Raw genomic sequence first — 20,313 nt, 5'->3', positions numbered from 1 at the left:
TCCCGTGTTCAATTGATATAGATACCTGCGGTACTTCAGAAATCGTCTCTATTCATCTGTAAGTAACCGTTTGCACTTCACTTAAGAATATTCTACCTTTGGGAATTTATTGAAACTATATAATAAAACCCCGATTTTTTATACTTCTACGGGATATTTTAATAATTGCTTATTTAAAAAAGTATAAAAAAAGCTGTCCTTAGGTCGTAACAGACCATAAAGGACAGCCCTTTATTAATAGATTCTGGTCTCGGCCGCTTAACCGTTATCCCAGAATAACTATGCTTTATAACATCCTATTTTTCACCTATGCCTACTATTTAAGCTTTACCTCAACCACAGTCGAGAAGAAGGTAGCACCCTCACCGAGATCAGACAGCCGATCTGATGTGAGAGCATTTGCCCGCTGCTTGCGCCCCTCACCTTCCCACCACAGTCCCTGACTTACAACCGTACCAGGCAGCATTTTATCCGTCACCTTGGCGCGTACCTCATATGTACCACGGTCATTATATACGGTAACCCACATGCCATCCTCGATGTCCCTCTCTGCCGCATCTTCCGGATGGATTTGCAGAAAAGGCTCCTTCTCGAGCTTCTGATGTTTGGGTACATTGGCAAATGTGGAGTTAAGGAAGTTATGGTTCGGCGGCGAAATAAACATCAGTGGGTATTTATGGCCCCGTCCCCGACGAATGCCGTCATATCCTTCCTTCAGCGGTACATAGGTCGGCAGCGGCGGAAGCCCTGCTGTCTCCATTGCAGTAGAATACAGCTCGATCCGGCCCGATGCCGTCGGCAGGTTGTTCAAGTACGAGGCGTATGGCGTCATATCCAGCTTCACATGACGGTGTTCTTTTAAACCGCTCAAGGTAACCCCGTTCAGGTACGGATTGTCCGGATGATCCAGGGCACGAGCAATCATGTCTTCTTCACTTTCAGAGAAAGCAGCCTCATTAAAGCCCATTGCGCGTCCCAGAAGAGAGAATAGCTCCATATTACTTTTGCTCTCACCCTGAGTTGGAATGACTGGTTCCTGTAATTGTATATATTGATGCCAGTAAGAAGCGAACACATCGGTATTCTCGAAAGAGGATGTCGCAGGCAGTACGATATCGGCGTACTTGGCCGTATCCGTCATAAACAAGTCATGCACGACTGTGAACAGATCCTCCCGTTCAAATCCGGCACGCACCCGCTCCGTATCCGGTGCTACAACAAGCGGATTGCTGCAATAAACGAACAGCCCTTTGATAGGCTTGTCCGTCATGGCAAGTGCCTCACCAATCCGATTCATGTTAATTCTACGGGCTTCCGGATTCGGGCGCAGATCCGGCCGTTCCAACGCTTCGCTGTTCATGCTGCTATATCCGCCGTTCATTTTGGTTGCACCGCCGCCTTGCTTCAGCCAGTGCCCGGTAAGACCCGGCAGACAAGTGATACTGCGTACGGCCATACCACCGTTGTCGTGATGCTGAAGTCCGTTGCCAATATGGATATGAGCGGCCTCTGCCTGGCCATACATAGCCGCTAATCTTTCGATATCGCTGGCAGGAATGCCCGTTACCGAGGATACATATTCAGGCGTATACCCTTTCACATGCTCCCTAAGCTCCTCATGTCCCAAGGTGTATTGCTGCATAAACGCCTCGTTCACCAGACCATTCCGGAACAAGATATGCATGATACCAACAGCAAGCGCCGTATCGGTTCCCGGATGAAGCGGAATAAACCAATCCGCCCACTGCCCGGTCTGGTTTCTGTGTACATCAATAACGACCACCTTGGCCCCGTTTTTCCGTGCTTTCTCAGCCAGCACAACCTGATGCATATTGGTGCTGACAATGTTGCCGCCCCAGACGATAATTACATCCGCATGAACCGTCTCTTCCGGAATGGTCCCTCCGTTAAAACCCATTACCGACTTCCAGCCTTCATTTCCAGCTGAATTGCAGATGCTCTGCTTCAGCTTGCTCGAGCCGAGTGCGTTGAAGAACCTCCGGTCCATTCCGTCTACGCCGAGTACGCCCATATTACCATAAAAGCTATACGGCAAAATACTTTCGGGCCCATATTCCTTGGAAAGCGTCTTAAACCGCTCCGTAATTTCCGACACCGCTTCATCCCAGCTAATCCGCTCAAAAATCGCAGCGCCTTTTGGGCCGGTCCGGCGAAGGGGATATAATATGCGTTCCGAATGATACACCCGTTCCGCCATGTTCCGTACTTTGTTGCAGATTGCGCCCTGTGTGATAGGATGCTCTGGATTTCCAGCCACCTTCACAATTTTCCCGTTCTCTTTATGCAGCAACAGGCCGCAAGTATCCGGACAATCCAGCGGACAAACCGCTGGGAATACGCCATTCTCCTCATGAATCATTCCGTTATCTCCCCCTTGAACTTGGCTGCATTGATCACTTTATCTTAAAACGAAGAAGGCTTTTTCGTAAAGTAGACACATTTCTAAAACTTTTTCTAAAATTCCTTCTTCTTATGTGTTTCAGCCTTCAGCCAGCTGGGTAAGTTCGTAACAAGAGCATGTAAGAGGAACCAGACCCTTTCTCTTATTGCCGTATCATGGACTACTCCCAAAAAAATTCGCCATGCCTTGTTTCTTCCCCCGAAACCTGGCATGGCGAATTTATTTTTATATGCTTTTATAAATTAGGCGTGTTTCTTCTTCAATTCCGGTGAATAGCCCGCTTTAGCCGGAGCTTGCCCCTGATCAACCGCTGCCGGTTTACCATCCTTCAGGTATACAGCCCAGTATGCCAATGCTACGAATATCGCACCTCCGACCATATTGCCAAGCCAGACAGGAATAAAGTTCATGAAGTATTCTCCCCAGCTGAAATAGCCTTCAAAAATCGCTGCTGGAATTAGGAACATATTAGCTACCACGTGCTGAAATCCGATTGCTACAAAAGCCATGGTCGGAAACCAAATTCCGAGAATTTTGCCGCTCATATTGTCAGACCCGTAGGAGAGCCATACGGCTAATGCTACAAGCCAGTTACAACCGATACCGGAAATGAATGCCTGCAGGAAGCTGTCATCCAGCTTATGTCCCGCCAAATCCACCATTTTGTCTAGATAAACACCACTGCTCGTCAATCCAACGACATGTCCGAAAAAGTAAGCCACAAATATCGCGCCCACAAAATTGCTCAAGGTGATGAGGGACAGATTCTTAAGCGCTTCGCCCCAAGTGATCCGCTTTGCCACTTTAGCCAGTGATATCGCCATCATATTGCCTGTAAGCAGCTCCCCACCGGCAAGCAAAACTAAGATGAGTCCGATCGGGAACACGGCTCCACCGATTAAGCTGACTATTCCGCCCAACTCTTTAGGTGTACCGGCAATTACACGTATATTAAGTAGATAACCTAGCGCAATAAATGCTCCGGCCAAAAAGCCAAGAATCAATACGGTCAAAAGTGGATTATGTGCTTTTTTGACCCCATTCTCCACTGTAATCTCCGCAATCTGTTGCGGCTTATAGTATGCCATCCCTCTATCCCCTTTGTACTATTTATCTTAAAAGTTATCTATTTTATTTCATTTTAACGTAAGTAAAAATTTTCGAACGTAAATTATGTCACGTTTGTGTACTGTAAAGCATTACCTCTTCGCTGTTAACGCTTTAAGGCTTTAATTCGATTTATTTTTTCTCTATAATGACTGAATGGATGGGTCATACATCGGGAAATCTATCTAAATAACATCTAGGAGACTCCATTTATGAGCTTGAAACAAAATCTGCTTCGCAAAAAACCAATCCCTATTCTGCATGGCGGTGAGGTTCGTTCCTCTTTGAAAAAACAGCTGGGCGCACTGGACCTCATCGTCCTTGGCGTCGGCTCTATTGTGGGGACAGGAATTTTTGTATTAACAGGGGTAACAGCGGCTACCCATGCGGGACCGGGACTAATTCTCTCGTTCCTGTTGGCCGGCATTATCTGTGCCTTCTGCGCGCTGTGCTATGCGGAATTCGCTTCAACAGTACCCGTATCAGGAAGCGCCTATACCTACAGTTATTCTACTTTCGGAGAAGGATTCGCCTGGATTTTGGGCTGGGATCTTGTTCTGGAGTATGGCTTTGCCAGTGCACTCGTCTCCAGCAGCTGGTCCGGTTACGTTCAGAGCGTACTGGCGGGATTCGGCATTCATCTGCCGACCGCGATCAGCAGCGCTTTTAACCCTGCCGAGGGCACTTACGTTGACGTTCCAGCCATTTTCATCGCTTTGGTTGTCGCTTGGGTCATTTCCCGCGGTGCCAAGGAATCTACCCGTCTAAACACGTTTATGGTGTATCTCAAGGTGGGCGTCATCCTATTGTTTATCGGAGTCGGTGTGTTCTATGTCGAACCGGATAACTGGACTCCCTTCATGCCCTTCGGATTCGGAGGGGTTATGACCGGTGCAGCCATCGCTTTCTTGGCGTATATCGGATTCGACGTCATTGCAACAGCAGCGGAAGAAGTGAAACAGCCGCAGAAGAACCTTCCGATCGGCATTCTCGGATCGCTCGCCATCGTATCCGTTCTATATGTAGCTGTTACCGCTGTTCTGACGGGTCTCGTTCCGTATGACCTGTTGAACGTGAAAGACCCAGTCGCTTTTGCACTGCTGTATATCCAGCAGGACTGGATGTCGTACTTTATATCGCTTGGGGCCATCGCTGGTCTGACAACGGTGCTTATGGGAGTTATGTTCGGGCAATCCAGACTGCTGTATTCACTGGGCCGGGATGGACTGCTGCCGAAAAAAATGAGCTCCGTTCATCCCAAATCAAAATCGCCGCAATTCAGCACTTGGGTAACCGGTATTGGGGTCGCACTGTTCTCCGGCCTCGTTCCCCTTGGTAATCTGGCCGATCTCGCAAGCATCGGAACGTTGTTCGCCTTCATCTCCGTATCGCTCGGGATTATCGTGCTGCGCAAAACCCATCCGGACCTGAAACGCACATTCCGCGTGCCCTTTGTACCGTGGCTTCCGTTGATTGCAATCATCAGCTGTGTATACTTGCTGACTACGCTGCAGCGTATCACCTGGATCGGCTTTATTGTATGGCTCGTGATCGGGATAATCATTTACGCCGCTTACGGATACCGGAATAGCAGACTTGGTAAAGATGAACCGTCTGAATAAGATTTCTTCCTTCTATATAAAAGGGACCATCCCAAGCACACTTAGTGCCTTGAAGATGGTCCCTTTATACTGTGTTTTAGTGCTGTATCCTTACACCTCCTTAGCCACATCTTGCATAGATGATGCCGGCTCAACTGAGAAAGGAAGTCTCAGGCTGACTACGGAAGCGAGTAAAAACAGAATACCTGCCGTGAAATATACAACGACGATGGAGGTGGAAGCCATGAACATGCCTGTGCTTCCCGACCCAATCAGTAACATGGCGGTAAAGACCGGAGTCATGAGCCCATTTAACCTTCCTACAAATTTCTCATCCACCTGCCGAATCATAACGGCCATCAAGGCTGTCTGGGCCATCGCCAGAAGCAAGCCTGTCAGGAAACGCATCGTTCCGGTCAGGCCCGGCCATATGGACAGTACCTCAACAAAAGTGGATATACCCAGAAAGGCAAGTCCGCTGAACAACAAAACAGAACCTTTCAACTTCCCGGCGATAACTGCAGCGATGACACCGCCGATGAGCATGCCAAAGCCTTCTAACGCTGTGAACCACTGTACGCTTGTCATATCCAGGTGAAGCCGTTCCGTAATGACAAAAATATCAAGCGGCTGAATTAATCCAGAACCCAGTGCCAGGATGACATAAACAACAAGCATCGTTTTAATCAGCTGGCTCGTTCTGATATAGGAGAATCCTTCACGGAGCTCTTTCATAAACGAGCTATCGGATGACGCCTCCACACCTGTTGAATCGTCGATCGAAGACGGAATGAAACTGATTAGAATCGCCGACACACCGAATACCGCAAGCAAACTGATGAGCGATGCCTCCAGCCCGAAAGTCTGGTAGATCGTTGTCCCTACAATCGGCCCCGCAATAATAAAGAGAGACATCATCGTCTGTAACAGCGCCGTTGCGGCCGGAACGTGTTCATCCGGTAAACAGCGTTTAATTATTTTCATTGAAGAGGGCTGCGAGAATTGGGACACCACCGCTGATATGAGCGTTACACCAAAGACGGCCTGCCAATATCCCGCCATAACGACAAACAAAACGAGGAGTATGGACAGAAAGCTGAGTATATCCCCCCAAAGCATCGTTCGCTTGGGACGCCAACGATCCGCCAGAACGCCTCCTATAATTGAAAAGATGAATATTGGAGCATATTGGATCACGGTCAACAGAGATACCGCAACCGGACTATTCCCGCTTTTCTCCATAATAAAGTACAGCAAAGCCATGTTACGAATCCAGATGCCGACATTTTGTAAAAGGTCGGACATCATCAGAAGAACAAACGAACGGTTCGTAATTAGATGTTTCATAGACATTTCCCCCTATAATAGATTAAACCGACTGGTCGGTTTATATTAAATCGACGAAACAGTATACCCGCTCGTTTAAGCCGGATACTGTCCGCGACAATTACACTTAAACAATTAGAGACTATAGCTGGTTTAGCTATTGAACACTTTTCGCCCCCATCACCCCGTGCAGAAAGTAACCGACACCTTTACGGTACAATAAACGCAATTCTTCAGTAGAGCGTTCATATAGAGAAGTGGAAAGTCCGTCCAGCATCGATGCAAAAATAACTGAAATTTCATCAACATCATTTTCTGGCAAAAATCCCTCTTTAGCACCCTCCAGAAAAATTTCACGATACAGCTTCCGTGGTCCTAGCACAATGGTAAGAATCTGATCCAACAGACTCTTATTATCCGGATTGCTGATATAAAATTCCTCTCCCACCTTTGCGAGTGGGTTCTGGAAGTCATCCACCATATGTTCCGCAATACCGTATAATTTCTCCTCAAAGCTCGTAAAACTGCTTTGTTTCTCTGTCCAAGCATCCATCCACTCCCGGTTCTGCCGAGCGAGAAGCTGAAGAAAGAGCTCTTCTTTGCTTTTAAAGTGGTAATAGATGCTTCCTTTACTGACACCAATGTAATGGACCAGATCATCCATAGAGGTAGCAGCATATCCGCGCTGGATAAACAGTTCCTTCGCTTTGTCGAGGATCAGGTCGCGTTTTCTGAGTGCTTTATCGGTAGTCAATGCAAACCCTCCCTTACAGATAACAGTTGGTTCTTTTATGTATTCAACAAAAAACCGACTATACGGTTTAATTTTATTCGATATGTCTTCCAATGTAAAGTGACAAGCCTTCTAGCAGCTTTATTCAGAATAAGGATGCCGGCTTTCCGGCATCCTTATCCAACCTTCCATAATCATATCATCCACATAGAAAAGTCATCTTATTCAATGGTCCACACCGCTTCTCCATCCTTTAACGGAATCATATATGTCAGCTTTAGACCCTTGACCTCCTTACTTACCTCATATGGGATCTCTCCCTGCAGTTTCTCACCCGGGGCGAGCTTGCCGTCCAAGCTTTGCTTAATATCGGAAGTGACAACAGGCATATACATCTCTCCGCTGTCATCAGACAAACTGAACGAAAGAGCCGAGGAAACGACCAGTTCCTCATCTCCCGTGTTCTCCACGCTTATATCAAGAACTTTCAGAACGTTACCTTCCTGAGGCTTCAGGTAATCATCGCCATTCGATTCCCTGACGGAATGAACGGCGACGATCATACCGTGATAATTAAGCGCTTCTCCGATCTTTGCAGGTTGATCCGAAGGCGCCCTAGCAACCGTCTCCTTGGAAGCCTCCTCAGAGTCCTCCACCTTCTCTACCGCCTCACTTTCCGGCTTGCTTTCCAATTCACTTCCAGCCTCTGTCCCCTGATTCTGTACTACTGTGGTTGTGAGTGTCTCCGTAAATTGTTCTTTATCATTGGTGCATGCAGCGGTCAGCAGCAGACCGCAAAATGCTACAGTTAAGATCACTATTTTACGGGTAGTCATCGTCTCTCATCCTCCATATTCAAATTCTGTTCTCTTCTCTAACATGGATTAATTCGCCATAAACTTCCATAATCCTGCCAATTATACAAAAAAGCCCCCCTTGCAGGGAGGCTCCATCAAACGAAAACAGAAATATTCTATTGCTTCAACATGCTTATGCGTGAACCGGCTGTTTCGCATTTACCTCAGGCAATGCCGCGAGTCCTACAGTATTCAGGAAGTTCCAAGGCTTGTTGTAATGCGGCTGGAAGAAGAAATCGATGAATGCAAGCTGATCGATCGTCATCCCGTTTTGGATACATACTGAAAGGGTGTTTATGGACTGGGTTAAATCCACTTCAGAAATAATCTGTGCACCCAACATCCGGCGGCTGTCTTTTTCAAAGACGACCTTCAGCGTTACTGATTGGAACGTCGGCATAAATTCCGGACGGTAATGATCGGTAATCGTGACGGTGTCCACATTCATTTTCTCCGCTGCACAAGCCCCTTCGGTCAATCCTGTGGAACCAATATTGAGTTCGTATATTTTCAAACCAGAGGTTCCCTGAGTTCCCATGTATTCTGTCGTCGGAGCCACAAGGTTTCGCGCTACCAGAGTACCCATCCGTACGGCATTCGTCGCAAGAGGGATATAGGCCGTTTTTCCTGTCGGATTATAATGCACGGAACAGCTGTCCCCAGCGGCAAAAATATCCTTTTTACTAGTCTGCATATATTTGTCTACAATAATCGCTCCATTCGGGAGCATATCGACCTGACCCTTCAGCAGCTCCGTGTTCGGACGAAAGCCGATGCAGAGAATAACCAGATCCGTTTGAATTTCTCCTTTATCCGTAATGACACGGTTGACCTTTCCATCTTGTCCCTGAAACGATTGTACGGTCTGATTCAACGCCATCTCAATGCCTTTGTCCCGGAAGGATTCCTCAATTTTCCCGCTGAATTCAGGGTCCAAATATTTATTGAGAATTCGTTCCTCACTGTCAATCAGCGTTACTTGTTTGCCGTTCATCTGGAAGGCTTCTACAAGCTCGACACCGATGTAGCCTGCACCCACCACGGTAATATGCTTGGCATCCTTCGCTTTTTCAATAATGGTATTGGAATGGTTGTAGTTTTTACAGAGCAATATATTATCAAGATCAATTCCATCCAGTTTAGGGACAATCGGCCAGGAACCGGTCGTAACAATTAGTTTGTCAAAAGAGTCCTCAAAGCTTTCATCTGTCGTCATATTTCGGACCTTCATGGTCTTGGAATCGGTGTCCACGGAAAGAACTTCATGAAGCATCTTGGTGTTCACACCAAGCTCATCTAGTTTCTCCGGCGAAGAGTAGAACAATCCATCCGGATCTTTAACGACGCCTCCTACATAAAGCGCAATACCACAAGACAAAAAGGAAATATTATCATTTCGCTCATAAACGGTAATTTCGGCATCAGGATAAAGCTTGGCTGTGTTGACAATGGCTGCCGTTCCGGCATGTGTACATCCGATAACTGCTACTTTCATGGGTAGGTTCCTCCTCAGAATATATCTTTATTTGTTTAAGATGGTCTGTTTGGTACAGAATCATGCTTGATCTCTTGTGAATTATTTCACCTTTGATTAGCCTTTATTCTAGTGTGATTTATTTCACATTGCAATAGGTATGTCGCAATCGTCATACTTTGTTCACAATTTCACATACTATATGTGAAGTGACGTCTTGACAATAAATAGGGTAATATTGGATATAACGGAACCTCATGCATTGCCCGATTTGACTCCACTCGCATACTGCTCTCTGGTCAGCAAAAAAACCACCGGATACAGGCTGCAAGGCCTGTTCCGGTGGTTCTTGTATTAATGATGTGCAGCAAGCATACGCAGCTAGTTCTTACCCAAGCAGTGTCTCGATCGCTTCTTTCATCACTTCAGGCGATTCTTTCGGTTCAAAGCGCTGAACTACTTTCCCATTACGGTCCACCAGAAATTTCGTAAAATTCCATACGATTTCACCATCGGGTGTGTCACTCGGCTGCTCATTTTTCAAATGCCGGAACAGCGGATGGGCTTGTTCACCATTCACGTCCACTTTGGCGAATACCGGGAATGTTACACCATAATTCAGCTGGCAGAACGAAGCTGCCTCTTCACTCGTACCAGGCTCTTGTCCACCAAACTGATTGCACGGAAACCCAAGAATCTCAAGGCCTTGATCGCGGTACTGATCGTACAATTTCTGAAGCTCTCCATATTGCGGTGTGAGTCCGCATTTACTGGCTGTATTAGCAATAAGCAGAACCTTACCTTTGTAATCCTCCAAAGATACATCGCGTCCTGCCGAATTTGATGCGTTCAATTCGTAAAGAGTCAAATCCATTCCCTCCCCTTCGTTTAGAGGACAAGGCTCCTGTACTTGGAAACTTGGGAACCTTTATCATCTCTTGCTAACTATCATACCGAAAACGATATCTTAAAAACAAATATCAGGATACAAGAATTAAAAAATCCTCTCCGGTCTCAACCGGAGAAGGATTAGGCAATACTGAGGATTATTGTACAGTTCCACCCTGAGCCAATTTCAGTAACAGATGAGCCAGATTATGCTGCTCCTCCTGCGTTCCAACTTTCCACAGCTCCTGCAAAAGCTTTTCCTCACTGTTGCGGGGCTCTTCGTTCGCTGCCAAATATCCAGCCACTTTCTCGGCAGCTTGTGCCAGCTGTTCCTCGTTCAGGCCGATACTTTGCGCAAGTTGAATACGTTTGTGTAAATACGATTTGAAAGAATCGAAATCATTTAATATCCGATCCTTCTCCCCATCGTCAATCCGGTTTATTGCGTCATCCATCTTACTCATATCCAGTTCGCCATCTTTTTTCACTACATGATTATGTTCAGACATGGTAACGCCTCCTAATTTTTGACTATGGTAACGTATTTTACAGATTCTAGCCGAAAAAGCCCTAGCCTTTAGGCATGGGATGAATCGGCTTAGGGCAAGGGCTGCATTAGACAGCTTCATTGTCCTACATTGCCAGTTAGGGTATAGTGAACGTATGCTCGCTCTTTGAAAATAGTATACATATGGGGTTGTGGCGACTAACTCTTTCGCCACGTAAAATGTAATAAGTCGTCAAGAACAAGACGCTAAAACATTTGAGCAAACAATCTGTCTCATCTGGTATAGGGTGAGAGCCTAAGATGCTATATGCACTGTCTTAGGAGGGGCGATGACACGCCCTAAACTTGAGAGTTGTCCAAAACAGAAATGGATTGAGGGCGTTAACTACTCAAGAATCCTATCTGCGCCAGCAGACTTGCCCTTTTAGGGGTGGGAGTGTCAATTAACCTGCTATGCCAAGCTTGAATCAAGGTTTACACGTATATGCCTACTTATTAACGGTTTCTGCCCCGCCGTCCGCCGCCCTGACTTCTTCCTCCTTGACGGCTGTTAAAGCTGCCACGGTCCGGTCCGGTCGAGCTGCGCCCGCCAGAAGCTCTGCCTCTGCCTGCGTCTTGCGATTTTCGGGCAGAGCCAGTTCCGCTCTGACTCCGGCTGCCTTGTCCTCTGCCAGCGTCCGGTCCGCCTTGACCCTGACCTCGGTATCCACCAGTACCCCGGTCCATACCATACTGCCCGCGGCCCCCAGATGTGCCGCGATCTGGGCTGCTTTGGCCTCGGTTACCCGGGTTCTTCCGCGCGCTGCCGGTACCGCCCGACAATTCATTCCGGCCGCCCCGCCCTTCTTGAGCACGGCTGGCATTACCGCCACGTCCTCCGGCATCCGGACGTCTGCGTCCCTCACTCCGATCATAATCTCGTAGAGCCGATATATCCCGGCCCTTACGACCACTGCCGTCACGGTCAGACGTTGAACGATCTCGATCACGGGATGATCCGCTACCCGTTCTCCGTGGTTTATCTTTATCCAGACTACCCTTAGGAGAGGCTTCACGCATTTCACCGCTCTGTCCATCCCATCGTGTACGTTTTAACCGCATCGATATACCATGCTCGATGCGCTCGAGATCACCACGGTCCTTCGGAGCCGCAAACGTCACGGCGACACCGCTGCCACCCGCGCGCCCCGTACGGCCAATCCGGTGGATGTAACTCTCAACATCATGAGGCATATCATAGTTAAACACATGGGTGACGCCTTCCACATCCAATCCCCGTGCCGCAACATCGGTTGCCACCAGAAGTTGAAGCTTCGCTTCACGGAACCGCTTCATGACGGCTTCACGCTTCGCCTGTGACAAATCACCATGCAGCTCGTCCGATTCATATCCATGAGCCAAAAGCGCTTCGTTCAGTGTTGTCGCCCGGCGCTTCGTCCGGCAAAAAATAATCGCCAGAAACGGTCGGTATTGTTCAATCATGCCTCGGAGCGCATCCTGCTTCGCCCGATCGCTGCACTCTACGACAACCTGCTTGATCTGCTCCAGCGGGATCGGGGAAGCACCTTTTACAACGATGTCCACCGGCTGATTCATATAATTCCCTGCCAGCTGCTTCACACCTGCCGGCATAGTCGCCGAGAAGAGCATCGTCTGACGGCGATACGGCAAAGCCGCAATAACGGCCTCAACTTCATCCAGAAAGCCCATATGCAGCATTTGGTCAGCTTCATCCAACACGAGCTGTTTGACACCGCCAAGCTCAAGTGTGCCGCGGCGCAAATGATCCAGCAGCCTTCCTGGCGTGCCGATAATAAGATGGCGCCCGCCCTCCAGTTTACGCAACTGTTTCTCCACATCCTGGCCGCCATATACAGCTAATATCTTAACTCCGTCCTGCACACCTGAAGTAAGCTTGCGCGCTTCCTCCGTAATTTGCAATGCGAGTTCACGCGTCGGTGCCACAATCAGTGCCTGCGGATACGACCGCTTCGGATCGATACGTTGCAAAATTGGCAGCATAAAAGCCAGCGTTTTGCCTGTCCCGGTACGTGCTCTGGCAATGACATCCTTTCCATCCAGCAACAGCGGAATGCTTTCCAGCTGTACCGGCGTCGGCACGGTAATTCCTTGTTCTTTTAACGTCCGTACCATTTGTTCGTCTATACCCAGTTGTTGAAAGTTCGGCAAACGTTCCACCTCATTTATATTATTTCCCGGTATAATCCGGATTCATTAGAAAGACATACGGAAAGAAACTGACAAATGTTCCTCTCTCTGGTAATGTCAATATGTAGCTCACTTATTTCGTTCAAGGAGGTCCAGGTATGAATGCACTTGAGCTTATACTAGCCTTCTTTGTACTGATGGTGCTGTTCGGTATTATGAATATGACCATCAATTATATTACAAGGCGCGATGGTGAAGAGCCTGTCCCCCTACGGGTGAAATTGTGGCTCATTCCCATGCTGTCTGTATTTATTATCGTACCGATTGCACTATTTTCTGCTCTGTTTACAATCATTTTTCAAATGGACGGTGAATACCGTCAAGTGCTATCTTACGAAAGCCTGGGGAGCCTGTTCAGCTTTTCTCTGATTATACTGCTGGGATTTCTTCTGTTCGAGAGTCTCATCCATCCCATCAGCATTGCCCTGCTAAGATTATGGGTGCGACGAGATGTATCCGTGTACGCCAAACAATCGGTCACAATCATCACGGACACATTCATCCTGTACTTCATCTCACTCATTATTCCTGGCGTTCATATCAGTGGGCTGCTTGGAGCTCTTTCAATCGCGCTATTCTACCATATTATCGAATGGGAGCTTATGGGTGTCCAGACATGGATTCAATACCGCAAACGAACCCGCTATAAACTTCCCGGCTAGAACCTTCCCGATCTAAAAATAGAGTACAGCAGCCACACCACCATGAGTAATGCAACAACAATTGCAATCTCAATCGCCGGAAAGCTCCACAACGCCGTCTGCTGTTGGCTTAAGGATGAGCCAAGAATCAATCCGACCATAATAATGCTGAAAGCGAGGAGCGCGATGCTGAAGGACAGTCGGTTGCTGATCTGGTCCAGCTTGCGCATAAGCAGCTGCAACTCCGGCACACTGATCTCCACCTTCAGCTTGCCCTTGCTGATTAGTGCCGACAACTGTTTGGCTTGTCCAGGCAGGTCCAACAAACTCTCCGCAAGATTGGTAACACCGTCCAGCACTTTACGGCCGATTCGCCGGGAATTGAATCGTTCCTTCAGCAGTCTCCTTCCAAACGGTTCAGCCATATTAATAATGCTGACCTCAGGGTCAAGGTGCTCAATAACGCCTTCAAGTGTCAGCATCGCTTTTCCCAGCAGTGTCAGATCCGGGGGCAATGCAATTCGATGACGCTGGGTCACCCCAAACAGATCACTCAGCGCCTTACCAACACGCACCTGTGCAAAAGGCACATCATAATATTCATTTCTCAGCCGTTCCAGATCGGCCCTTAGAAGTTCGAGATCACAGTCTTCCGGTACGATTCCCATCCGAAGAACCGCACGGATCATGCCTTCCGTATTCCGCCTCATCAGCGCAATAACGAGCCCTGACAGATGATCCTTCATATCCTCGCTCAAATGACCGACAAGGCCGAAATCCAAAAATACTAGCTTTCCATCTTCCTTCACCAGCAAATTGCCGGGATGAGGGTCGGCATGGAAGAAGCCTTCGATAAATATCTGATGGAGCATTCCCTCAATTAAATGCTCGGCAGCGGCCTTCAGGTCATATCCCTTGTCTGCCAGCTCCTTGCTGCGGCTAAGTGTAATGCCTTTCACATATTCCATCATCAGTACACGGGATGTCGTGTATTCCCAGTAAATAGCCGGAACTCCAATGACTTTACTATCGCTGAACTGGGCTGCGATCTTCTCCGCATTCCTCGCTTCATGACTATAGTCCATTTCCGTCATCACGGCACGGGTAAATTCATCCACCATCCGGTCCACCCGGTACTGCTTCACCCAATCCCAATGCTTCTCAGCCAATGAGACGATATCCTTCAGAATTTCAAGGTCTCTTCCAATCATATTCTCGACCCCGGGACGCTGGACCTTGATTGCTACCATTTCTCCACTCTTCAACACTCCAGCATGCACCTGACCAATCGAAGCTGCAGCAAGCGGATGGTCCTCAAATGATTGAAGCACCTGGTCAATGGGCATACCCCATTCTTGTTCAATCAGGGCTCTGGCACTTTCTGAGGAGAAGGGTGGAACACGCTCCTGCAGCTTCACCAATTCCTGGATGATATGGTCAGGAAGCAAATCTGAGCGTGTGCTAGCCAATTGGCCGAATTTGATGAAGGCCGGGCCGAGATCTTCGAGTACCCTTCGGATCCTCTCTCCCAGCTTGATGCTCTGCGGCTCCTCCCGTGATATCCACTTTACAGGGAGGGAGAGAATATGGAACAACCCCATCTCCTCCACCATATAGCCAAAGCCATGACGCATAAGCGCCATGGCGATTTCCCGGTAACGGCCGGCATGCCTGATGCGGACAGCCATTTATTCGGACCGTGTCCCTTCCAACTCTGCAACTTTCATCTCCAGAGCCGTGATGCGCTGTTCCAGGCTGGCAACATCGTTCTCTGAAGGGACATCCAGTTCGGACAGAACCCGTTTCACTTGGTCATAAATGATTGATTTGATCTGAGACTGCTCTTCCTCGCCCCGCTCAATGAGTCGGTTTACCAGCGCCTTGGATTCATCGGGAGCCAGTTCTCCCCTCTTGACCAAATCATCTACAATTTTTTCTACTTTTTCCTTGCTGACTACGGTAAGGCCTAATCCTAACGAGATTGCTTTCTTAAAAAGATCACTCATCGCTTTTCCCTCCCGATCGTTGTCTTTGTCGCATTGAAATCATTATAACCTGAATACATGCAAGAAAAAACGGTCACACGTCCATCATTGCCGAAAAGGTCTTTATTAACCCTTGCTTATCATTGTTTATCCTGGAAACCGCGACGCCCACTTTGCAGCCTGCGTGATCATAGACCTTACCGAAGGCTGCAAGAACGACGGCTCGTGATGGCCCGGCATCAGGAACACAACTCTTCCAATTCCATACGTGTGGCACCAGGCAGCCGGCCAGAAATCGCCCTCATATTCATACTGGAGCAGCACCGTTTTATCCGTAAACGGATCGAATATGAACCGGTATGGTTCTTCCTCCAGCTCAAACGGCTCGATCCCTTTCATAATGTCATGACTCGGGGCAGCCGGTGCAAAAGATAACTTCTGAATCGGCGGATGGCCGTCGAAGCGACCACCGATTAATTGGGCCAATTCATAACGGTTTGCCAGTGTAATGCCATTATGCAGCACCAGCAGTCCACCGCCTCCGCTCACGTACGAAAGCAGACCCGCCGTCTGCTGAGGTGATACCTTCTCGTCCCACAAATCGCTGTAAGCAATGCAAAGATCATAGGGATACAGATTGCTTTCCTTTAGCATTTTATGATTTTCGGTACACTGTACCGTGAACATATCATTGAGCAGATGAGAAATTTGCGTGTCTATTCCTTGCAACGGATGAAATTTAGGGTGCGTGTAGCTACCAATTAATAGTGCTTTTCTTCTTTCCATTCTTTAAATCCTCCTTACATTATGATGTTAACCGCTTTGCTACTATGGCAGCGTTGGTCTGTTCACATCGAGATCAAGGGGCGTAGTACCAATTTTCCCGTTCTGCCCTGAACATAATCATAGCCGTCAAGAAGAAATCGACGCCCCAACGAAATATCGTCCCAACTCAACCATCATGCTGCCCATTCGTTCTTCTTCCGGCACCACTTTCACTTCAATGCCTTCCTCTCGGAGGCCCTGAGCCGTGACTTTGCCAACAGCCGCTGCGGTAACCTTGCCGCTGAAAGCTTGTACAAGCTCCTCGAACTTGCCCTGACTGCGGGCAAACTCCAACAGAAATCGGAACTGCGGCGCGCTGGTGAAGGCAACCGCATCAACTTTACCTTCAATAATTTCATTCATCAGCAGCTCAAGATCCTGCTCTTCTGGAGGGATATGCTTGTACGGCAAGATCTGAACGATCTCGGCTCCTCTTTCCTGCATCCATGATACCAGCTTCGGCGCCGATTCACCGTGCAGCTGCAGCATAACACGTTTTCCGTTCAGATCATGGGATTCAAATGAGCGAATCAAACCAGCCGTGCTACCATCATCGTCTCTTACAACCGGCACAAGCCCGTGTTTTTTCAAAGCGTTTACTGTCTTGTACCCTCTTGCCGCAATCGGTGTACCTTCTATGATCCCAAGCAATCTGTCGGACACTTCCATCTGTTCCGCTGCCGCCATAATGGCCTCAAAGCCGATCCCCGTTGTGAACACATTCCAGGCCGGAGGCTCGCTCACCCAAGCCGTAATAGACTCTCTCAGTGCCTCATCATCCAGAAAAACTGTTCCCTGAGCTGGACGCAGCACAGGTGTTCCGCCCATTTTCTCCACCAATTTCGCCATGTCTGCTGCCTTGCGGGGGCCCGCCAATGCAATGACTTTCCCCTTCATATATTGAGCCATAATTTCGCCTCCCGTTCTTCTCTTCCCTCTTATCTGCTATGTTTTGTTATTTTAATACAGTATACTTGCCCTGCCAGTTTATATAAAGCCACTTTGGTCTTATTTACGGTGATCATCCATAGACTCCGCCAACAAAAAAAAGAGAGAAGTCAATCCGCCAAGCGGTATCCGACTCCTCTAACTGTTGCGATATAGCGCGGTGAGCCCGCATTATCATTAAGCTTTTTACGCAGACTTTTAATATGAACATCGACCACATTGCTGCCCCCAAGAAAATCGGTATCCCAGATTTCACTCATCAGCTCTTCACGGGTGCGGACAGCGCCCTCACTGTCCATGAGAAGGATAAACAGACTATATTCTGTCTTTGTTAAATGTATAGGTGTTTGTCCTCTCTGTACGATCATTTTGTCCCGGTCGATCCATAAATCCTTATACTTATTCAGGCTGACATCCGTAAGATCTCCAGAGGGAGATGCCGACATGGAATGCACCCGAATAGCTCGCTGAACCTGATACAGCAGCGTTTCCTTGGAACGTGGAGGCCACACCATAAGCTCTTCCTGTAGCAGTCTTCCGCTTGCCCAGCTCATCAGCTCTTCGCTCACGAGATACATCACCGGGACATTCAGACGGTCTGCCAATGGAATCAGCACATTCCGCTCACCTTCAAATTCCGCCATATCTCTACATGCTGTCATATCCACAACAATTAAACCCGTATTGAGCGCGGACTGCAGTAGCGGTTCCCACCGCCGCATCACCATGACGTCAAAGCAGTTCTCCGACAAGGTACGGACCAGCTCATGTACACGGCCGGGGGAACGGCTGATCATGGCTGCCCGGTATAAAGACACCGGACATGTTTCTCCTGTCGGCTCCTCCGGAACAGGTCGACCATATGGATTACTTGCCTGCCATCCCTTCATCGAATATATATCGTTCGATCCTTCAATTATTTGTTCCGCTTGATTTGACACTCCGGACACACCCCTCCAAACACTACGTGAGCGTGATTTACAACATACCCCGTTTCTTCCGAGACGGTTTCGGCCCAGTCCTTGGGAACTTCGGTCATGACCTCATCCACCTTGCCGCAGACCTCACACATAATATGCTGATGATCATCGGTACGGGCATCATAGCGGCTCGCACTTTCACCAAGCTTCAATTCCCGGATGAGCTGCTTATCTGTCAAATAGCGAAGTGAATTGTACACCGTACCGTATGCCAGATTATTACCTTTCTCCATTAACCGGTTCATGATGTCCGCAGCAGTGGGATGATCCTTTGACTGCTTAATCACATCGTAAACTGCTTGACGCTGTGTCGTTAAATTTAATGATTTCAAGGTATTCACCCTTTTGATTTATTTTTAGATCAAGTATAAATCTTAATCCTTCTAAGGTCAATCATTCCCGTTCAAGTTGATGAGAACTAATCTTTATCATTTCTTAAGAATCAATTTATAAATACTTAATTCCATTTGTCTACACTAGTGGATATTACCAGAAACGGGAGAGGAGAAAGTCAGTAATGAAATCTATTTCAAACCAATCATCCGCTGCACAAAACTTGCAGAAACCCCGGGTTCGACCTTGGCGGCAGAACAGGAGGATACGATCCAAGCTCTCCCTTATGCTTCTCACCTTGGGCGTCATTTTGATTGCAGTATACATAATAAAGATATTCATCCCTCCACAATTAAAAGTGCGGGCAGCCGTACTGATTAACGCCGATACCGGTAAAGTTCTATATTCACATAACGCCGATCATGCACTGCCCCCAGCCAGCATGTCGAAGATGATGACCGAGCTTATTGTCCTAGAGGCTGTCGATTCGGGACATCATTCATGGAATGAGGATGTATCTGTCAGCCATTACGCCGCGGGGGTACCGGGTTCTCAGATAGGTATAGCGGCAGGTGAAATCTACAGCTTGAAGCAGATGTTTGACGCACTTGTCATTCACTCCGCAAACGATGCCGCTGTAGCGATCGCAGAGCATCTAAGTGGATCCGAAACAGAATTTGTTTATCTAATGAACGAGAAGGCCAAACATATCGGCTTATCCGCCAAGACGGTATACGCGAACGCTTCAGGCCTTACATCCGGTGATCTCAGCGGTTTTGCAGAAGCCGCTTCCTACTCGGATACGGCAATGACCGCACGGGACGCAGCTTTGCTTACGAGATGGCTTCTTCAAACTTATCCGGATGTACTGGAAGTGACCGGGCAAAAAGATATTTACATCCCCCAAAGGGAAATATCGCTGCATACGACCAATCTCATGCTCCCTGGTGAAGCTCACGCTTATAACGGCATTGACGGCTTCAAAACCGGGTACACATCGCAGGCAGGCTACTGCTTCACTGGAACATCTAAACGCGGCGGCAGCCGGCTAATTTCCGTCGTTATGGGTGCAGGAAACTCCAATGAACGCTTTACCGAAACTAGGAAGCTGATGGATTATGGATTTCGCAGACAGAGTGCTTTTTGGGATACCATAACGTCCGTTTTTTAGGGTACACTGAATCTATTAGTGCGTGTTCAAAAAGGTCGGTTTTCAGCACCGAGAAGGTTGGATGAAGCTAGGGACTGAGGAGCGGAGCGTACGTTTTGGGGTACGTGAGCACCTGAGATGTTTCCGGAGGAAACATACTTCGTAAGCATATGCTAGGACCGGCTGAATTCAAGATTCGATGCCGAGCCCACTTCCTGATTCACTTCGTGTTAGATATAGAATTTATAAGTTATCAGCGGAGCTGATGAAATTCTATATCGCAAGAAAACCAACCTTTGAATCGCG

Annotated in this window: 18 protein-coding genes; 3 read left to right on the top strand and 15 right to left on the bottom strand. The window is 48.0% G+C overall.

From position 1 onward, the window contains the following. Positions 1-316: 316 nt before the first annotated feature. Together B9N86_RS01235 and B9N86_RS01230 are read right to left on the bottom strand one after the other, a co-directional pair. On the bottom strand, positions 317-2,380 hold the full coding sequence (locus tag B9N86_RS01235) for a molybdopterin-containing oxidoreductase family protein (RefSeq protein ID WP_208917408.1): 2,064 nt from the start codon (positions 2,378-2,380) through the stop codon (positions 317-319). Positions 2,381-2,664: 284 nt separating this feature from the next. Beyond that, positions 2,665-3,510, bottom strand: a complete 846-nt coding sequence (locus B9N86_RS01230; protein ID WP_208917407.1) for a formate/nitrite transporter family protein — start codon at positions 3,508-3,510, stop codon at positions 2,665-2,667. 231 nt (positions 3,511-3,741) lie between these two features. Between B9N86_RS01230 and B9N86_RS01225 the strand changes: the two genes are divergently transcribed. Then, positions 3,742-5,151: an amino acid permease gene (locus tag B9N86_RS01225; RefSeq protein ID WP_208917406.1), complete on the top strand. Its 1,410-nt coding sequence runs from the start codon at positions 3,742-3,744 to the stop codon at positions 5,149-5,151. Between the two features lie 90 nt (positions 5,152-5,241). Here B9N86_RS01225 and B9N86_RS01220 read toward each other — a convergent pair whose 3' ends face one another. The 7 genes from B9N86_RS01220 to B9N86_RS01190 all read right to left on the bottom strand — a co-directional run bounded on the left by B9N86_RS01220 (position 5,242) and on the right by B9N86_RS01190 (position 13,106). Continuing rightward, the gene (locus tag B9N86_RS01220) at positions 5,242-6,477 is read right to left on the bottom strand and encodes an MFS transporter (protein ID WP_208917405.1); all 1,236 of its coding nucleotides are present in this window, start codon (positions 6,475-6,477) and stop codon (positions 5,242-5,244) included. A gap of 136 nt (positions 6,478-6,613) precedes the next feature. Continuing rightward, positions 6,614-7,210, bottom strand: a complete 597-nt coding sequence (locus B9N86_RS01215) for a TetR/AcrR family transcriptional regulator (protein WP_208917404.1) — start codon at positions 7,208-7,210, stop codon at positions 6,614-6,616. 200 nt (positions 7,211-7,410) lie between these two features. Beyond that, complete coding sequence (locus tag B9N86_RS01210; RefSeq protein ID WP_208917403.1) at positions 7,411-8,025, bottom strand: DUF4352 domain-containing protein; 615 nt, start codon at positions 8,023-8,025, stop codon at positions 7,411-7,413. Between the two features lie 154 nt (positions 8,026-8,179). Continuing rightward, positions 8,180-9,541 carry an FAD-dependent oxidoreductase gene (locus B9N86_RS01205; RefSeq protein ID WP_208917402.1) on the bottom strand — a complete coding sequence of 454 codons (1,362 nt, stop codon included), beginning with the start codon at positions 9,539-9,541 and terminating at the stop codon, positions 8,180-8,182. Between the two features lie 367 nt (positions 9,542-9,908). Then, on the bottom strand, positions 9,909-10,388 hold the full coding sequence (locus B9N86_RS01200; protein ID WP_208917401.1) for a glutathione peroxidase: 480 nt from the start codon (positions 10,386-10,388) through the stop codon (positions 9,909-9,911). A 178-nt stretch (positions 10,389-10,566) separates the two neighbouring features. Continuing rightward, positions 10,567-10,917 carry a DUF3243 domain-containing protein gene (locus B9N86_RS01195; protein ID WP_208917400.1) on the bottom strand — a complete coding sequence of 117 codons (351 nt, stop codon included), beginning with the start codon at positions 10,915-10,917 and terminating at the stop codon, positions 10,567-10,569. A 494-nt stretch (positions 10,918-11,411) separates the two neighbouring features. Beyond that, positions 11,412-13,106: a DEAD/DEAH box helicase gene (locus B9N86_RS01190; protein ID WP_208917399.1), complete on the bottom strand. Its 1,695-nt coding sequence runs from the start codon at positions 13,104-13,106 to the stop codon at positions 11,412-11,414. Positions 13,107-13,243: 137 nt separating this feature from the next. Here B9N86_RS01190 and B9N86_RS01185 point away from each other — a divergent pair, with 137 nt between their 5' ends. Continuing rightward, positions 13,244-13,807 carry a hypothetical protein gene (locus tag B9N86_RS01185; protein WP_208917398.1) on the top strand — a complete coding sequence of 188 codons (564 nt, stop codon included), beginning with the start codon at positions 13,244-13,246 and terminating at the stop codon, positions 13,805-13,807. Here the strand turns inward: B9N86_RS01185 and B9N86_RS01180 are convergent. From B9N86_RS01180 to B9N86_RS01155, 6 genes are all read right to left on the bottom strand, one after another. Next, positions 13,804-15,474: an AarF/UbiB family protein gene (locus tag B9N86_RS01180; RefSeq protein ID WP_208917397.1), complete on the bottom strand. Its 1,671-nt coding sequence runs from the start codon at positions 15,472-15,474 to the stop codon at positions 13,804-13,806. The genes B9N86_RS01185 and B9N86_RS01180 overlap by 4 nt on opposite strands. Continuing rightward, positions 15,475-15,792, bottom strand: coding sequence for a phasin family protein (locus B9N86_RS01175; protein ID WP_208917396.1), 318 nt, complete (start codon positions 15,790-15,792; stop codon positions 15,475-15,477). Between the two features lie 126 nt (positions 15,793-15,918). After that, on the bottom strand, positions 15,919-16,557 hold the full coding sequence (locus tag B9N86_RS01170; RefSeq protein WP_208917395.1) for a ThuA domain-containing protein: 639 nt from the start codon (positions 16,555-16,557) through the stop codon (positions 15,919-15,921). A gap of 126 nt (positions 16,558-16,683) precedes the next feature. Continuing rightward, the gene (locus tag B9N86_RS01165) at positions 16,684-17,505 is read right to left on the bottom strand and encodes a uroporphyrinogen-III synthase (RefSeq protein WP_208917394.1); all 822 of its coding nucleotides are present in this window, start codon (positions 17,503-17,505) and stop codon (positions 16,684-16,686) included. A 149-nt stretch (positions 17,506-17,654) separates the two neighbouring features. Continuing rightward, on the bottom strand, positions 17,655-18,434 hold the full coding sequence (locus B9N86_RS01160; RefSeq protein ID WP_244562920.1) for a winged helix-turn-helix domain-containing protein: 780 nt from the start codon (positions 18,432-18,434) through the stop codon (positions 17,655-17,657). Between the two features lie 26 nt (positions 18,435-18,460). Next, on the bottom strand, positions 18,461-18,856 hold the full coding sequence (locus tag B9N86_RS01155; protein WP_208917392.1) for a Fur family transcriptional regulator: 396 nt from the start codon (positions 18,854-18,856) through the stop codon (positions 18,461-18,463). Between the two features lie 185 nt (positions 18,857-19,041). Here B9N86_RS01155 and B9N86_RS01150 point away from each other — a divergent pair, with 185 nt between their 5' ends. Further along, a complete protein-coding gene (locus B9N86_RS01150) occupies positions 19,042-20,028 on the top strand; it encodes a D-alanyl-D-alanine carboxypeptidase family protein (RefSeq protein ID WP_208917391.1) in 987 nt (328 codons plus the stop codon). Positions 20,029-20,313: the final 285 nt, after the last annotated feature.

Origin of the sequence: Paenibacillus uliginis N3/975 (assembly GCF_900177425.1) — a bacterium.
Lineage (GTDB): Bacteria > Bacillota > Bacilli > Paenibacillales > Paenibacillaceae > Paenibacillus_AQ > Paenibacillus_AQ uliginis.
Note: the sequence above shows the minus strand (reverse complement) of the source record. Positions and strands in the feature narration are given on the sequence as shown.

Bases quoted from the DNA above. Each gene is read 5' to 3' on its own strand.
- B9N86_RS01180 (WP_208917397.1), bottom strand. From the start codon at position 15,474: ATGGCTGTCCGCATCAGGCATGCCGGCCGTTACCGGGAAATCGCCATG.
- B9N86_RS01230 (WP_208917407.1), bottom strand. From the start codon at position 3,510: ATGGCATACTATAAGCCGCAACAGATTGCGGAGATTACAGTGGAGAAT.
- B9N86_RS01160 (WP_244562920.1), bottom strand. From the start codon at position 18,434: ATGAAGGGATGGCAGGCAAGTAATCCATATGGTCGACCTGTTCCGGAG.
- B9N86_RS01225 (WP_208917406.1), top strand. From the start codon at position 3,742: ATGAGCTTGAAACAAAATCTGCTTCGCAAAAAACCAATCCCTATTCTG.
- B9N86_RS01175 (WP_208917396.1), bottom strand. From the start codon at position 15,792: ATGAGTGATCTTTTTAAGAAAGCAATCTCGTTAGGATTAGGCCTTACC.
- B9N86_RS01165 (WP_208917394.1), bottom strand. From the start codon at position 17,505: ATGGCTCAATATATGAAGGGGAAAGTCATTGCATTGGCGGGCCCCCGC.
- B9N86_RS01195 (WP_208917400.1), bottom strand. From the start codon at position 10,917: ATGTCTGAACATAATCATGTAGTGAAAAAAGATGGCGAACTGGATATG.
- B9N86_RS01185 (WP_208917398.1), top strand. From the start codon at position 13,244: ATGAATGCACTTGAGCTTATACTAGCCTTCTTTGTACTGATGGTGCTG.
- B9N86_RS01205 (WP_208917402.1), bottom strand. From the start codon at position 9,541: ATGAAAGTAGCAGTTATCGGATGTACACATGCCGGAACGGCAGCCATT.
- B9N86_RS01235 (WP_208917408.1), bottom strand. From the start codon at position 2,380: ATGATTCATGAGGAGAATGGCGTATTCCCAGCGGTTTGTCCGCTGGAT.
- B9N86_RS01170 (WP_208917395.1), bottom strand. From the start codon at position 16,557: ATGGAAAGAAGAAAAGCACTATTAATTGGTAGCTACACGCACCCTAAA.
- B9N86_RS01150 (WP_208917391.1), top strand. From the start codon at position 19,042: ATGAAATCTATTTCAAACCAATCATCCGCTGCACAAAACTTGCAGAAA.
- B9N86_RS01220 (WP_208917405.1), bottom strand. From the start codon at position 6,477: ATGAAACATCTAATTACGAACCGTTCGTTTGTTCTTCTGATGATGTCC.
- B9N86_RS01210 (WP_208917403.1), bottom strand. From the start codon at position 8,025: ATGACTACCCGTAAAATAGTGATCTTAACTGTAGCATTTTGCGGTCTG.